The sequence below is a fragment of the Methanosarcina sp. KYL-1 genome (assembly GCF_024372725.1).
Taxonomy (GTDB): domain Archaea; phylum Halobacteriota; class Methanosarcinia; order Methanosarcinales; family Methanosarcinaceae; genus Methanosarcina.
The window spans coordinates 268368-284353 of the sequence record NZ_VOUA01000003.1 but is presented as its reverse complement, the minus strand read 5'-3'; the positions used below and the strand labels follow the sequence as shown (position 1 = coordinate 284353).

Sequence of the window (15986 nt, the reverse complement as noted above, 5' to 3'; positions counted from 1 at the left end):
CTAAGAACCTTGTACGTTTTAATGAGGATTCAACTCTTCTAATGCTGTTTTTCTCTGCCATGGGAAGACCAAGAAAGAGATATAAAATTAATGATATTAATTTATATGTTTACCTGCCGAAAGCAGGTTTTATATCTTTTCAAAGAATCTTTATAGTTTTTCATTTCTTCCAGGAAGGCAACCTTAATTTTACACCCACGGGCTTTACCCTAAACCCAGGCTTCCCGGGTTTCCTGCGTTCCTGTGATTTCAGGGCCTTACACAGCTTCTTAATATTCCCTTCCCCACCTGCGGGGGCCAGGACTCCCACACTAAACAGGGTTAAAAGCTCGCCATTTAGTAACTGCGCTTTCTCTGATGCCTTCTCCATGAGTTCAACCCTTTCACGCTGCAAGGCTGCCAGGATATCAGCCTTTGCCTGTGCTGCCTCAGTGAGTTCGTTTAATCCCCTGTCCAGGTCCACAAGTTCGCATACATTTCCCCCGGCTCCCTCAATTCCTTCGTTAGCCTTAAGCGTGCATCTTTCAAGGTCCCGGATAAGTGCCAGGGCTTCCGCGCCTTCCTGAGATAATAGATTAGTCCGCATACTAAGCTGGCAAAACGCTTCCAGGACTTCCACAAATGCCCGGGAAAAGGGTTTCATAGGGTCCGGAATACTTCCCTGTTCTTCGGCTGTTACGGCTATGTGACGGCTTGTATATTGGTACAGGATTTCACAGTATTTCTGGGAAGTGACATAATCAGGAAATGGCATTCTTTCCAGATTTTTTAATACGTTTCCCCATTGATAGCCGATTGCATCAAGTACTAAAGCGACTTTTTCCGCATATTTTTGGTTTTCGTCTATTTGTTGCATGGTTTATACTTCCACAAATTGAGGTTATTTTATGGCTTCCGTTAACGATTCATACGAATGTGATATTTTATAATGATGTCTACCGCCTATTTTTTCCCCACGTTTCCCCATATTTCCCCATTATTTCCCCATTTTTGAACCATATAATAATACTATATTTTCAATATCATTAGACAGGAAAATCACAGTAACACGTTAATTATTTCCCCAAAATGGGAAAATGATCCATCGTTTACAAAGTTACGTTTTACAAAGTCTATTTTTTACAAAGTTATTTTTTCTCTTAGAATATGTCTTAGTATTTTTTTCTCTCATTTTCCGGGCAAAATGGGGAAAAAATTCGCCCGATAGCGTTTTAGTGGGGAAAAAATGGGGAAAAAATGGGGATTAGCGGGGAAAAAATGGGGAAAAATTATCGAGTGACATCATCCAATAATTCACACCAATGTTATAAACTCCCCATCAAAAAGCTGCCATACGTCCACATTATCCACGTAAAACACCTTTTCTTTTCGCCCCACCCTCACACCTTCGCGCTCTTCCGCGCTCGTTGTTTCGTCCGTCATTGTGAGCCCGGGGCACTTTTCCAGTAATCCGCCGTGCTCCCTGTCCTTTCTGCCAATCAGGGTATTATACACGGTCTTGTATGCGTATCCTGTGCCTGTGGCTATGTTGTTAATATTGCTCCGGGGGTGCTGTGCTATAAACTGAATAATCCGCCTTTCCCTATCGTTCAGCTTTGACACAAGCCCGTCCTTCTGTGACTCAAAAAGCCTTTTTGCCCGGGTGAAGTCCTCAATATCTGCCAGTAAATACCCGTCTGTGTCTGTTTTCCTCTGCTGATACTTGAATATTGTAAACCCTTTAATCATGTCAAGAAACATGGGGAATAGGCGCGCATTCGACTTGTTTTTAAGGTCTATCCGGTCAACGAATGGTATTTTAACCTTGAATAGTCCAGTTTTCAGGGTTGCATAAATCCGCCTGCAGACTAATACCGCTGGGGTAACTTCAAGTATGAGCATTTCCCCGGCTGCGGCTTCCTTCTTCTGCATCTCAAAAATAGCGTTCTTCTGCGTCTCCCCTGCATCAGTTGAGAAAGTCAGTTGACGGTTTAAAAGCTGGTCCGAAACATTACTTTCCACGCTGGTTAAGTACCAATTCACGCGCGGGGGAATCGTCACATATTTTATTGCCTGATCCTTCACTGTGGCGTGTGTTGTAAAATCCTGGTAGTTAGTGGTTGCCCGCTTTATGACTTCTTCGAAATCCTCATTTGGCTCCTTATCATCAGAAAACAAGATCATCCCCTGAGCCAGATCCATATAATAAGCCGCCTTTGCTGAAAGGCTAGTTTCCCGTTTGTATCTCCGGGGGACTAAGTGGAGATGTGCTTTTAGTCCATGTGATTTCCCGCTTCCCGACTCCCCATTAACCGATATTTGAAGCCCTGCGGTATTTTCGCAAGACTGCCCGGCTATTGATACGGCTATGCCTTCCTGCGTGTTTTCGTCCCCTGTGTGCCGCCCCCTGATCACATTAAGGATGTACTCCACCGGGTCCCCTTCCGCAAGTATGCGCCGGGCTTCCTCTTCTGCTGCTTTAATCGCTTCTTCTGTCTGGTCTGCCTCGTCGTGATCCACGTCAAGCGGGTTAATCTCCGTTTCCTGTGGGCTTTCCGGCTGTTTCGGGGTATTCTTCTGGGTTGCCTTCTTCTCTTCCGGCTTCCCTCTGAAAGGACAGGCATCACACCGGCTTTTCATGTCCGGGGTTAAGGTATATCTCCCCAGCTTCTGTTGGATTGTGTCGCATTTCCACGGTTTGCCGATCTTATCCCCGAGTGGCCCTAACTCGCCCTCACACTGTGACCGGCTGTACCCATCCCGGAAAATGTACCGGCAAACCAGATCCATTGTTTCCGCCGTTGCTCCGTTTGCTTTGAGATCCGCCATCAGTGCGAGTGTCAGGTGTCTGCCTGTGCTTCCGTGCCATATCCCGGTATCGTGATATGTGGGGGATTGGTGCATTTTGTCCCACACTGAATAATACACGCAGGCATCCCGCAGGCATGGCTTGCACTTCGAAAGGATCACATTAAGCTGATTATTTGCGTTAAATAGTGCCTGTAGCCTGCCTTTAAATTCCTCTGGCATCTCCGGCAGGTCCGCCGGGGTCATTGGGTCATTTCCAAACCTGTACCGCGCTCCCGTCTTATGTTTGCTCGGGGGAAGCACTGCATTGCTACCATCGGAAAGAACTTCAATTCCTAAGTCGTGGTGTTTTTGTGCTTTCAGGTCAGGCACATACCTAAAAAAAATGTGACCGCGCCCTTTAGTTCTGCCGGACTGCATCCAGTTCCGGGTATCTATGCCGGCTGTGATTGCATCGGCGCCCGCCCAGATAGCTGGGTTCATATCGTCCACGTCTATAACGGTAACTCCCGATCTTTCCCCACACTGCAAGCCCATGTTGTACTTACTTCCCGCCTTCCAGAATTTCTTAATTTCCGCTTCGGTCCTGCAGGTTTTCCTGTGCTGCCAGTCCTTTTCTATTGGTGCCTTTCCGGGAGACAGTTTTTTACCTTTCGGGCTTGTTTCCGGTCCGTCCGGGTCGCTCAGTGGATGAATAATCCAGCCTAAGCCCGTGTATCTCTCCGCAGCTTCGAGTATGTCCGGCTCTGCCTGCGGTCCCTGTGACTCTTCGCCGCCCATAGTTAATACTCCCCCGAAACTCTGCAGGCAGCATAGACATCTTTTCGCCCCTCATAATCATCTTTCGGGGCTTTCCATGGGTTGAAGTCCCGCAGGGCTGCGCCATTCTTTCCCCGATAAGTTTCATCAGCCTGGAAGGTCACAATCTCGACCTTTCCGTGTTCATCCTTACTTGTATTCATTGTTCTAGCTCCTATTGGAGCCCGGACATGACCAGAAAAACAGGAACAAAGTTATATGCAGTTGCGTGCATAATATTAATTATGCAGGGTCAACTCAGTGGTCGCTCTCTGAACGGTGTTCCTGCTTTCTGGCCTGGTTGTTTGAGATATTGGTAGTATCTCAAATGCCCAGGCTCAATTAACTCTTCGAAGTCTCATGATCTCGTTTTCGATCGTGGTATTCCCGGCCCTGACGTTTTCAAGAATTTTTTTAACCTCGTCTACTGCCTCTTTTTGGATCGAGTAGAACATCTGAAAGGATTTGGGCAGGTGGGCGAGAATTTCCGGGTCAACTTCTTGAAAAATCTGTCCTATTTCTGCGCTCATGCTATCACCATCTGCTCAAACTTTCTTTCGATGAAAGAGCTTCTCTTCTCGAATCCGCGCACTTTTTCGAGCTTTGCAAAAAGGTCTGGCCTGAAATAGACCACCACTGGAATTTTATCTGTAGTTCTACCGCTTTTCGACATCTTAACACCTTATATTTTTACAATATATCATATGTCATGTATGTATATAAAACTTGGGCAAATCTATAGTTTCTACTTAGTAAGTAAGTAAACTATTGGTATACTACATAGGTCACATAGATAACATAGTTAACATAGATAACAGTAAAAAAGCCCGGCAAAGTACAAAAAGAGAAAAACAAAAAAAATGAATTAAAAATATAAAATAGTCATTGGAGTCGTTTTATCCTCTCCAACATTTCCGCCGTGAGTTCATTTAAAAACTGTTCCCTCAGAGCATCATTGCCCATTACTGCACCGATGCCACCATCGATTAAACTTGTTTTTGAATCCATTTCTAAGGCTGTCGCTTGATCCAGGACAAGGGAGCAAGTCGTGCAATATTTGGCTCCTATTGGGTTCTTTGTCTTGCATCTGGGACACTCCACCGGCTTAAGCTTCTGTTCAGTCTCTTTAGTGTCGTCTTCAATGATTCCATTCTTAAGAAGAATTTTCTTCTCTATGTCAGCCCCTGAAAGGTGTAAGTATGTCGCAGGCATCGCGCTTGTTTTCTCCCATCCGGCGAAAATTCGGAGCTCCATTTCATTAAAACCTCTTTTAGCCAAATCTGTGAGTCTTCCATGTCTAAATGCATGTGGATGAATATTTTTTGACATGTTTGATTTATCGGCTAATCCAATCAACATGGTGTTAACGCTTTGGGGATCAAGTCTTTTGAATTTCCCCCCCTGCTTTCTGTCCGTGACGAATAGCGGAGCATGTGGTTTATCCCTGTCCGGGTGTTGGTTCAGCCAGAGCTGCAAGTCCGGCACGGAATCGATTAACCGAATTCTTCTCATTCCGGTTTTACCGGAGACTATGAGGACCGCCCCGTATTTGTCAAAAGAAACCTGACTTATGTTAAGTCCTAAGATTTCCCCTATCCTCGCCCCAGAATCCCACATGAGCATAACAAGGGCTCTATTTCTCTGCGTGTTGGCATGATCTACCAAGACTTTGACATCATCCGGCAAAATCAGCTCGTCCACAGGTAAATTATTTTTCGGCTGCTTCGTTTTAATGTTCTCAAAAAGGTTTTCGGGTATGTCATAATCCCGGCGCAGGAAGTTGTAAAGGTTCCGAATCGCTATGAAGTTGTTGTGCGTGGTTGTTTGGCTTACCTGCTGCCTTCTGTGCAGGAAATAGTCTTCAATCTCACTTTTCGTAATTTCTGTAAAAGGCTTATTATCAAAAAAGTCCTTCAGGGGCACAAATTGCCAAAACTCGCCCTTTATTGTAGATTCCTTTTTACCCGCAAGCCGGCAATGCTTCTTGTATTGCTCGATTAGATCGGCGTTTTCTCCTATGAATTCAGGATAGAACTTAACCAGTTTAAACACTCCTAATATTTATAAAATATATAAGGAGTGCAAAGCATATAAATCTAAGTCTTCTCGCGTAAATCTGGTAAGACTCAAGATCTGTTCGCGCAGGCGTTCAGGGGTTCGAATCCCTTCTCCCGCACTAAGATCCCTATTTTTCTTTGGCATGAAAGTGTGGCATGTACTTTCATTTCTTTGTGCCTGTTATTCAGGGAATTTCATGTGCGTTTTCTTCCTTACTAATTTGCTGCCTTCCGTTACTTTAATGTTCTCATCGGCTTTACATAGTACAGATGCCTGCAACCCGGACAGTACATATCCATCTCTATTTTCAACCGGGTCACCAGATCGCAACAATAGGCAGCCGCAACCCTGTATGTTCTTTTGAGAATGCGGCATAGCTCCTTGACCTCGAACCCGTCGTGCACATAGGGCCGCATATTCCTCAGGACCTCGCGGGCAAGCTCATCTTCGGTCACTGTATCGGAAACTTCAATGTATTCAATCGTATACCTGGCTGCGCTGTCCAGGTCCGTGAATTGTTTTGTCTCCAGGGCATGCAGTTTAATGTTGCGGTACTGTTCGGTACCGCATACAGGGCAACGTGTTTTAATGTACACTTAACCACTCCTTGTTTTTACAAACATCAAAATACACCTGAAATATATAAAAAGTAATAAAGCGATATGAAAGTAATAAAAATTCAGGATGAAAAAAGGAACAGTTTTATTATTTTACTATTGTATTGGACTAAAATTACAACTGAGCCTAAATAATTTATAACTGTTTTTTGAAAAAAATCATAATACCCCCCTCAAAATTCCCACAAGTTATTTATATTTAGAAACTGTTTGCTAAATACCAGGTTCTTACGAACTTAGAAAAACGGAAAAACAAACCCACCAAAATGATCCAACCCATGCGATTGAGAGGAAACCCTATTCTAAAACTCTTATATAAACATGGGAAAACTAAAAAACGGAACTCAAACCCTATCAAAACCCTGTGGTCGAGAGGAAAACCCGGCCCTCTCGATCCCTGCTCTTTTCTCTAATCTTTTTCCTCAGGTTATGTATCCCTGGAAAGCATATAGGCAATCATTTCCGGGGTCAGTTTGTTTTCCTTTACAATCTTTTGTATCTCCTCGTCGGACGCGCCTTCCAGTTCTAATTTCCTTATATCTACAATAACGGAAGGCGGAGCTACATAGTATTCGTAGACGTCTGTCCTGTGGCCCCATACTTCCCCTTTCATAAGCTGGATTCCCTGTATTTCCAGGAACACTTCGGCTGACTTTGAAACCGTCCGACGGTAAGAGCCAGGAATCTGGATTACCTCAATTTTCGGGCAGGCTTCAACCAGCGCAAAGAGATCCTTGTTCGAGGGACGAAACGCCATGTGAACCACTCTTTCATTAGGATTAAGCGCGATAATCTCGCTTCTAGAACTGACTACACGTATCTTCATTAAAGTTCCCACTCCAGTATTTTTTTACTATTGTTACAGTACATACACTTTCAATAAATATTTTACCCTGAATATCTTTTATAAAACTTAAAAATAAGAATTTTTCCGACCCCCCGGCGTATAAGCTTCTGAAGCTTTCGATATAATGAGGCCCATGCAATGGATCCATCTGTTGAAAACTCACCATGTGAACCTGGAGCATAGAATACACCCAGGTATCAACCACACATATTGAGTGAATAAAAAAAGGAAGCAAGAATAGAAGAGTACCAGTTTCATCATATTGGAGACGAGTCGGAATAAAATACGTGAAACTGACCCATATATAAATGGACTTTATTACTAAATAAAGTTATGCAGCATCCAGCCAGAACAGGCAGGACCGTTCCTGGAGAATTAGAAACATCAACTTATTGGCGGAAAATCACCGGAATTTTGGAAGAGCAATAAATTAACACACCAGGTGTTGCAATATTTGAAGAGACAACTATGCAATAATATTATAAAGGTAGAATCACGTTAAACTAACGAAATAATATTTGATAGATGTATTAATAATATGAATTGAGAGTAACATTATGTGTTACATATATTTTCAAAAGTATTAAATACTGGAAGGTCGTAGTGTACATTGCGTTCTCATCCCTTTACCCCCTTAGCGAACACTTCCCCACACGAAAGAATGAAAACCGGGAATTAGGGATTAGGAATAAATAAACAAAAAATACAACCTCAACAACCAAACATCGAATTCGACATTTAGAATCTCTTCCTTGAAAAAACTCTCTTGCATGCCTTTCAGGAATTCCGGGTTTTCTCGGATGGGAGCGCAAACATTTCTGTTTTTAGAGCTTCATAAATCAGAATCGTTATTTGCAGACCCCCCGAATTTCAAAAACAGAATTAACCTCGATCCCGTCGAGGGTAAAGACTTCTGGGGCTTATCCTCCCATTCCTCCTCTCTTATTCCTGCCCCTGTTTCCTTTCCCTCCTTCCTCGAACTCTCTGCATAAAAGTTTTCGAAACTTCTTCCATCAGAATTTTCGTTCAAGTTTAAAATGACATCGATTTCGCTCTCAATAGCAAAAATCGCACTTTCAATATATCCCATAGATCTTTTTGCTATATCTTCAGTCACTTTAATGGAAGTTCCCAAATATTCGTCACGCTTTTCACTATTTAATCCTAAGCAGGAAATTGCATGTCCATTGATTTTTCCACAATTGTGCATCAGTAAATTCCGGACAGTTACAATCTTCGCCAGGTTCCTGAATATATCCGGGTCTGCCTGGTCTAAAATATGTTTAATGTTGAGGCCAAAAGCTTTTACATATAGTTCCTTAACCCGATCCAGGCTTTTAAAATCAGGTTCTTTTGCAAAAAGTTCACCAAATTTATATTTGCTATTGCTGTTCACAATCGAAACAAACCTGTCACGAAAATACGACTCGACAGCAGATACTGCCATAACAACGGACTGCTCGGGATACTGAGCGCAAAGTTCTTTCGATTTTCCAATATTATACCTGAAAGCACTCCCCGGATCCATACAGTATAAAAACTGATCAGTAACCACGCGTTTCACTCTAAAATTGTAACCCTGGTGACAGTCCCAACACAAGTAAACGTCTTGATCAACCTCTCGGTCTTTTGTTGCACAATAAGCGCAAGCTCCATCAAAATAACCTTCACACTGAATAGTGTAGCCACCATAAAAGGAACATTTTATAGCCACGTCAACATTATCAGAATCACAAAAGGGGCATCTCCCATTTTCATAAGATTCAACAATTTCTTTTTCAGTCAGCAAATGTAATCCCACTCTTCCTTTTTGATCGGGCAGTTTCTTATCTGCTCGTTAAAACTGTGAATAAACAAAAAAAATAAAAAAATAAAAAAATAAATTTATATCGCGCTACCTAATAAGGTATAAAAATAGACGTGCAACTAAATAAATTTTCCTATATTGTAATTTAATCACAACTTTTTCTGTGAACATTACACGCCCGAAAGCACCGAGACCTCAGTCTTTCGAGGAATGGAAAGCTGGCCTTAAATTCCACCTCGCAAAAAACAACATCACCGTAGAAGAGCTTCCGGACGGCTCCATAGTCGCCAAATTCGGAACCGAAAAACGGGTCATGACCCCCGAAATGCAACAAGAAAACTACCGGAACTACCTTGACCGGCTCTTTGCCCGCGAAACAGAAGAAGAGTCAAAAGAAGCAGTCGAGGAGGCAGCCAGCGCGTGAGACCCACACCCGAGCAAGAAGCGGATTGCAGAGCCCTGGCAAACATACCCGATTGGATATACGAGATACACAAAAAGAGTGGAAACACCCTCATGATCAAATGTGTGGACTTTGCGCGCAGGATGGTAGCCCGCTGGGACGCACAGGATCAGTCCCCACAGAAAAATCCGTGTGCCCCCCAGCAAAAAGAAATGTCCGAATGCTCGGTGTGATAGTATGAAATTGTTATCCTTACCTGAAATATTCAACAGAAAAAGAGTTACTGAACATAGGTCCATAACGCCGTTTACCAGGAGAGGACTCTTACTTTCGAGATCAATCCCTACCGTTTTTACTTCCGAAGCCCACTCGAATGTTTTGGGAGGTAGTAATTCAGAATTAGAGTGGGGGGTCACCAGAGAGGCTTCGGAGGCATTGGGTTTCGAAACCACAACAGTATGGAATTGTAAATCATATTAAAAAAAGTGTGCGAAATAAAGTTACGAAACAAAGATCAGTCGCGCCGTTGACCAGGGGAGGACCTTTTTTCCTGTGTCAGACCAACACCCCCGACTCCCCACAACCCGGTTCAAACCTGGGCAACGGCTCCCCAAATTTTCCTTTTGCCACCGAAGCTCAACAGGACGAGCAAGCCCCCCGTAAGGGCAAGGGTGGGGTTCGAATCCCTTCTCCCGCACTAAACTCATTGTAATTTTCCGGTTCTCTTTTAGGTTCTGTTTTCGCTCAAATTCTCTAATATTATCAAATTACTTTTAAGTGAGGCAAGTAGCAAGGTTATCGCCATCTTACTACGATTTGGTTCTTGATTTGATATGTGCCGTTGCCTACGATATTTCCTATTCAAGAAATACCATAAAATTTACAATCCTGGTCAGGACAGAGGACATCGGTAAACTCTGGTTTTGCTCATCGTTTTCCCATTAAGATCATATATATTATGGCTAATATATACTATCGATTAAATACAATTGGAGCACCGGATTTCCACCAAGCCAAAAGACAGGTCTGATCTGGTGAAGAATGGTGAAATCCTTAAGGGTTTGATCCAGACACTTCTTCTTACATACGATATATCTTAACAAACGTGGGGGGAACAATAAAATGAAGAGATTTGCAGCGGTATCACTGGCTGTTCTCATGCTTCTCACTGTGTTTGCATCAGCTGCAAGTGCACAGGATGTAATTGAGGTCCGCAGTTCAGTGTTCAATGGCACTGATATCGACGACATTATTGATACATATGGCGACGGTACCACCCTTTCAATCGATGCTTCTCGATTTCCAATATTCTACTATGACATTGACGACAACGTATCAACCGAGATTGTTTTCATTGTCGATGTTCCGGGCACTGAAAACAACGTCATTGGAGAGGGCGGTCTCATTTACGTAACTCAGATTCAGCCAATCAGATACGAATATGAAAACCCGGCTGCTGGCTGGGACAACTACAGCATGATCGGTTTCGGGGCACAGAAGGTCATCCCACTCAAACCTGACAAAGCTGACAAACTTGCCTGGCTCGTCCTTGACAGCGATGCCAAGTACACCCTCAGAACCGGCGAAACCCTTGATCTCGGTCATGGATACACTCTTGAGGCAAAGCAGGTCGATGTTAACGGGGAGAAAGTCTGGCTCCAGTTCAACAGGAACGGAGAATATGTAGACGATGAAATCATCTCAGTCGGTACAGATGGCAATACTACCGGTAGAACCTGGGACGTCGAACTCGATGATATCGAGGACGAAGACGATGTCGTTGTCCTCAGAGTCCACGTCAACCAGGTCTTCCAGGGCGCAGCCGACAGCATTGCCCAGATCGAAGGGCTCTGGCTCATTGACTACGCAAACGCAAGGACCATAGAGTCTGATGACGAATTCGGCGAATTAGATGATGTTTCCATCCTGGGAGACACCCTCATGGTTACCAACAAGGACACCATCACCCTTACCAGGGATAGCACAGACAAAATTCTTGAAAACGTGTCCTTCAAGACAGCTGACACCAGCTCCGATGTGCTCAGGTTCTATATCATGAGGGAAATCAAGTATCCAGGTGTCCATGTTATCGGGGGAGCAGCCTCCTTCGGTACAGGTAACTTCACATGGGATGCATCCAACTTTGCAGGCTTCTTCTACGACCTCGATGACAATGTCGAAACAGAATCCCTCAGTGTCTCCAACATTGACAGAAACGTGATTCCTGAAGGCGGCCTTGTTTACGAGACAAGAATTGAGAACGTTTCATACGAATACGATAATGTGGATGCTGGCTGGGACAAGTACCCTATCCTCGGATTCTTCGCACAGAAGTACATCCCACTCAAACCTGACAAAGCTGACAAACTTGCCAGGCTCGTTCTTGATAGCGATGACAAGTACACCCTCAGGACCGGTGAACTACTCGACCTTGGTGAAGGCTATTCTATCGAAGCCAGGCAGGTCGATGTTGACGGTGAGAAAGTCTGGCTCGAATTCACCAGGGACGGAGAATTCGTAGATGACGAGATCATCTCAGTCGCCACTGGCGCCAACACCTGGGAAGTCGAACTTGATGACATCCAGGATGAAGACGATGTTGTTGTCCTTAGAATACACGTCAACCAGGTCTTCCAGGGTGCGGCCGACAGCATTGCCCAGATCGAAGGGCTCTGGCTCATTGACTACGCAAACGCAAGGACTATAGAGTCTGATGACGAATTTGGTAAGCTCGACGATGTTTCAGTCGAGGGTGACACCCTTACCATCAGCAATGATAATATATTCACCCTGAGCATGGGCTCTGAAGAAGAAATCGCTGAAGGCATGTTCTTCAAAATAGGTGATACCCCTGTCAATGAACTCAGATACTTCCCATTCGTTGTGAGGATTCTTGGTGAAATAAACGAAACCGCAGGACTTCCAGAAGAGAATGAAACCGAAGTTGGAGAGAACGTAACTGAAACCCCGAGCGAGAACGTAACTGAAGAACCAACTGAGGAAGCAACTGAGGAAGCAACTGAAGAAGAAACTGCAGACAACAACGCCACTGGTGGAGAAGAAGGAGCTCCTGGATTCGGAGTTGTCCCTGGCCTTGTAGGACTCCTTGCAGTCGTCTACCTCTTCAGGAGGAAAAACTAAATTTCCTGATTGAAGGGTTTTCCTTACCCTTCTCTCTTTCAAATTCTTTTTTAAATTTCTTTTTGCAGATAACTTATTATTACTACGGGAGCACGAAGGGTCACGAATACCCCTACCTTCACTGGCTGTCCGACAATTACCACCAGTAATAAAGAAAATCCTTCTTTTTCGATTTAAAGGCTTTAAATGCCTTTTTTTATATGATTTTGCCCTGAAATTGAATTATCTGACAGCCTGTTTTATCTGACAGCCTGTTTTGGTTGGGGTTGCCGCCCGCAATTTGATTTTGCCGTCGCTTTTTTTCGGAAATTTCGGGAAGGGCCGCTAGCTTCGCAAGCGGTGAGGGCCCTTGTTGCCGATATTAAGAAAGAAATATAGAGCCCTTCTTTCAGTTATTGATACTCTTCTTTTGAAATGACGACAATAATACTGTCTTATCTCAGGGCACGAAATTTTTGAAGCAATAAAACTGCGTTCACAACAGGGACGAAAAGCTGAGAAAAGAAACAAAAGATGGAAAAAGCAGTAAAAGATGAGGAAACAGTATCAATAGGCTTGAGTGTTGAGTATAAAAGCTGGTAAGGTGGTTCACAAGGGCTATCCTGCACCAATGAAGTAATTACGGGTCAAGTTTGGAACCGTCCTGAATTTGCTCCATTTAACAGTCTGCACGCCAATGAAGTATATTACGGGATCGGGTTTGATACCGTCCTGAATTTGCTCCATTTAACAGTCTGCACGCCAATGAAGTATATTTCGGGATCAGGTTTTCAACCGTCCGAATTTGCTCCATTTAACAGCTTACTCCCCGGTGAACCAATCTATAATATGCAAGTAATATTATAAAATGCTGACGATAGTATTGTAGTTTGTTTATTCAGTTGTCCACTTTTCAGCCAGCTCTGTTAGTACCTAATTCATAAAAACCTTCGACTATTTAAAGCAATCATATCTATTATTATAATTAAATTTTGATTAAATATTAACAAACTTAAAAACTCAATCGTTAAATATCAGAAGAGAAAACTACCTTAAAATATTAAGAGAAAAACCATGAAAAATCCAAGAAACTAGGCAGAGTTCAAGACCTTTAATGATTACGGCGGGGACTGCATATCCAGGTTTATAAATAGAATTAACCGTCACGTAAAGAGTTGGGGAGTTCTTCCAACATGACTGCATGTTCTTCTGCTTGGAAGCCTGAATCTCATCTTATGTGAGACCTTAAGAAACCACTCTCTGCCCTACAATCTTGATTCCCCAGAAAATTCATTTTGAGTATATTGACCCTGTATCAATGAGAAGCGTGATCAGGGTTACAAGGATGACCACAGAGTGAAATACTATGTATTATGCTCATTCTACTAACGACACACAGGATAAGAATAACTGGCAACCCCTAAAAGATCATCTGGAAAATGTGGCCAATATTGCCTCCAGATTTTCCAGGGAATTCTATGCTGAACAATTGGGATATGTATCGGGACTATTGCATGATATTGGAAAATACTCACCTGAATTTCAGAGACGTTTAGATGGCGCCAACGTTAGAGTAGATCATTCAACTGCAGGGGCAAAAGAGGCTAGAAAACTCTATGGTGAGTTTCAAAGCAACATACTCGCATACATCATAACCGGTCATCATGGAGGCCTTCTCAATAGTGGAAGTACGGAATGTGGACTCCAAAAACGCCTACTTGAGACGTTTCTACCGGATTATTCAGCATACAAAAGTGAGATCCTAACTCCAAATATAAATGAATTTCGTCCTCGTCTTACTCCTATCCACAATGGGATGGGGTTTACGATTTCGTATTATATCCGTATGCTCTTTTCATGCTTAGTTGATGCCGATTTTCTGGATACCGAAAGATTTCTTTCACCTGATAAATCCTCTCTAAGAGGGAAATATGAACCTTTCGATACACTTTTTAAAAAATTCGATGACCATATGAATACTGTACATTTAAAGGCTGAAGATAACCCGATCAACAGATATCGAAGAGAAATCTATGAACAATGCAGAGAAAAAGCAGAATTGCCGCCACAGATGTTTTCTCTGACTGTCCCGACAGGAGGAGGAAAAACCCTCTCTTCAATGGCATTTGCTCTGGATCATTTAAAAAAGCACGATTTGAACAGAATTTTCTATGTCATACCATATACGAGCATCATAGAACAGAATGCAGATATATTCCGCAAGATCTTTGGAAACCAAAATGTGCTCGAACACCATAGCAATTATGATCCAAAAAACGAAAACTCTGAAAATACCGATATTGCACAGGAGAAATTGAAACTCTCATCTGAAAACTGGGATATTCCTATAGTCGTTACAACTAATGTACAGTTTTTTGAATCTCTCTTTTCCAATCGTGTTTCCAGATGTCGTAAGCTGCATAATCTTGCAAAGAGTGTGATTATTCTTGATGAAGCTCAGATGCTACCTACTGGCTTTTTGAAACCTTGCCTTGCTACGCTCTCTGAACTGGTTGTCAATTATGGATCAACAGTCGTAATCTGTACGGCGACTCAACCGAATCTTAATGGACTTCTGGACGAGAGAGTCAAGCCTGTTGAGATTATGCGTTCGCCTCAAGAACTGTATGAAGCATTCCGGCGAGTCCATGTGACAGACCTTGGGGATTTAGATGATTCTAATCTTTCAGCCAGACTAAACGCGCGTAACCAGGTTTTATGTATTGTTAATACCAGAACCCATGCGCAAAAACTGTATGAACAACTCTCTAGGTCTAATGGATGCTATCACCTGAGTGCAAGAATGTGTCCGGTTCACAGAAGAAATAAACTAAATGAGATCAAAGATCTACTAAAAAATGGGGCAGAATGCCGCGTTGTTTCCACCCAGCTTATCGAGGCTGGTGTTGATATTGATTTCCCTGCTGTCTACAGGTCTAAGGCTGGCATTGATTCTGTCTGCCAGGCTTCAGGAAGATGTAACCGTGAGGGAAAGCTGGATTTCGGAGAGGTGTATGTCTTCCGATCCACCGAAACCTATGGCAAGGCGACATCCTGGCAAAGCCGTGTTGCCGAGATTGGAAGTATGATTTTTGATGAATGGGATGATCCTTTGTCACTGCCTGCTATGAATAGATATTTCCAGAAACTTTATTCCTATGAAGGCGACGAGCTTGATAAAAAACGGATTCTACCTTCTTTTGAAGAACGATGGAGAGATATTGCATTTCCTTTTGAGGACGTGGCTGGAAAATTCAACCTTATTGAGAATAATACGCGGGATATTATTATTCCTTACGATGACAAGGTCAAATATATTATCAAACAGATCCAGCAGACTGGATTTCCCGGGAAATATATGCGACGTTTACAGGGGTATACAGTAAGCATTTATCTGGAAGAGTTTAAAGCACTGGAAAAAATCAATGCAATTTCCTCCATAGCTGACAGATTTTTTATTTTGGAGGGGGGAGAGGATTATTACTCTGAAAATATTGGACTTTTAAGCCGAAAATATGATAGTGAGAATCCATTATTTATTATTTAACA

Annotated in this window: 13 protein-coding genes; 4 read left to right on the top strand and 9 right to left on the bottom strand. The window is 43.0% G+C overall.

Translation table 11 applies throughout. From position 1 onward, the window contains the following. Window positions 1-160 precede the first annotated feature (160 nt). The 9 genes from FTO70_RS04780 to FTO70_RS04740 form a co-directional block, all read right to left on the bottom strand. Complete coding sequence (locus tag FTO70_RS04780; protein ID WP_255334561.1) at window positions 161-856, bottom strand: hypothetical protein; 696 nt, start codon at window positions 854-856, stop codon at window positions 161-163. 437 nt (window positions 857-1293) lie between these two features. Then, window positions 1294-3567 carry a bifunctional DNA primase/polymerase gene (locus FTO70_RS04775; protein WP_255334560.1) on the bottom strand — a complete coding sequence of 758 codons (2274 nt, stop codon included), beginning with the start codon at window positions 3565-3567 and terminating at the stop codon, window positions 1294-1296. 2 nt (window positions 3568-3569) lie between these two features. Then, complete coding sequence (locus tag FTO70_RS04770; protein WP_255334559.1) at window positions 3570-3749, bottom strand: hypothetical protein; 180 nt, start codon at window positions 3747-3749, stop codon at window positions 3570-3572. A 174-nt stretch (window positions 3750-3923) separates the two neighbouring features. Then, the gene (locus tag FTO70_RS04765; RefSeq protein WP_255334558.1) at window positions 3924-4115 is read right to left on the bottom strand and encodes a hypothetical protein; all 192 of its coding nucleotides are present in this window, start codon (window positions 4113-4115) and stop codon (window positions 3924-3926) included. After that, on the bottom strand, window positions 4112-4258 hold the full coding sequence (locus FTO70_RS04760) for a hypothetical protein (protein ID WP_255334557.1): 147 nt from the start codon (window positions 4256-4258) through the stop codon (window positions 4112-4114). Before FTO70_RS04760 ends, FTO70_RS04765 begins: the two co-directional genes overlap by 4 nt. 209 nt (window positions 4259-4467) lie before the next feature. Continuing rightward, window positions 4468-5637 carry a site-specific integrase gene (locus tag FTO70_RS04755; RefSeq protein ID WP_255334556.1) on the bottom strand — a complete coding sequence of 390 codons (1170 nt, stop codon included), beginning with the start codon at window positions 5635-5637 and terminating at the stop codon, window positions 4468-4470. A 239-nt stretch (window positions 5638-5876) separates the two neighbouring features. Continuing rightward, window positions 5877-6239 carry a hypothetical protein gene (locus tag FTO70_RS04750; protein ID WP_255334555.1) on the bottom strand — a complete coding sequence of 121 codons (363 nt, stop codon included), beginning with the start codon at window positions 6237-6239 and terminating at the stop codon, window positions 5877-5879. 448 nt (window positions 6240-6687) lie between these two features. Next, on the bottom strand, window positions 6688-7086 hold the full coding sequence (locus tag FTO70_RS04745; RefSeq protein ID WP_255334554.1) for a DUF1699 family protein: 399 nt from the start codon (window positions 7084-7086) through the stop codon (window positions 6688-6690). An 853-nt stretch (window positions 7087-7939) separates the two neighbouring features. Then, a complete protein-coding gene (locus tag FTO70_RS04740) occupies window positions 7940-8896 on the bottom strand; it encodes a hypothetical protein (RefSeq protein WP_255334553.1) in 957 nt (318 codons plus the stop codon). A gap of 181 nt (window positions 8897-9077) precedes the next feature. On the opposite strand from FTO70_RS04740, the gene FTO70_RS04735 reads away from it, so the two are divergent. The 4 genes from FTO70_RS04735 (at window position 9078) to cas3 (ending at window position 15984) form a co-directional block, all read left to right on the top strand. Continuing rightward, the gene (locus tag FTO70_RS04735; protein WP_255334552.1) at window positions 9078-9338 is read left to right on the top strand and encodes a hypothetical protein; all 261 of its coding nucleotides are present in this window, start codon (window positions 9078-9080) and stop codon (window positions 9336-9338) included. Continuing rightward, window positions 9335-9550 (top strand): hypothetical protein, encoded by a 216-nt coding sequence (locus FTO70_RS04730; RefSeq protein ID WP_255334551.1) that lies wholly within the window; start codon window positions 9335-9337, stop codon window positions 9548-9550. Before FTO70_RS04735 ends, FTO70_RS04730 begins: the two co-directional genes overlap by 4 nt. 889 nt (window positions 9551-10439) lie before the next feature. Further along, a complete protein-coding gene (locus tag FTO70_RS04725; RefSeq protein WP_255334550.1) occupies window positions 10440-12458 on the top strand; it encodes an S-layer protein domain-containing protein in 2019 nt (672 codons plus the stop codon). Window positions 12459-13803: 1345 nt separating this feature from the next. Next, window positions 13804-15984 carry a CRISPR-associated helicase Cas3' gene (gene cas3, locus FTO70_RS04720; protein WP_255334549.1) on the top strand — a complete coding sequence of 727 codons (2181 nt, stop codon included), beginning with the start codon at window positions 13804-13806 and terminating at the stop codon, window positions 15982-15984. The last annotated feature ends 2 nt before the right edge of the window (window positions 15985-15986 follow it).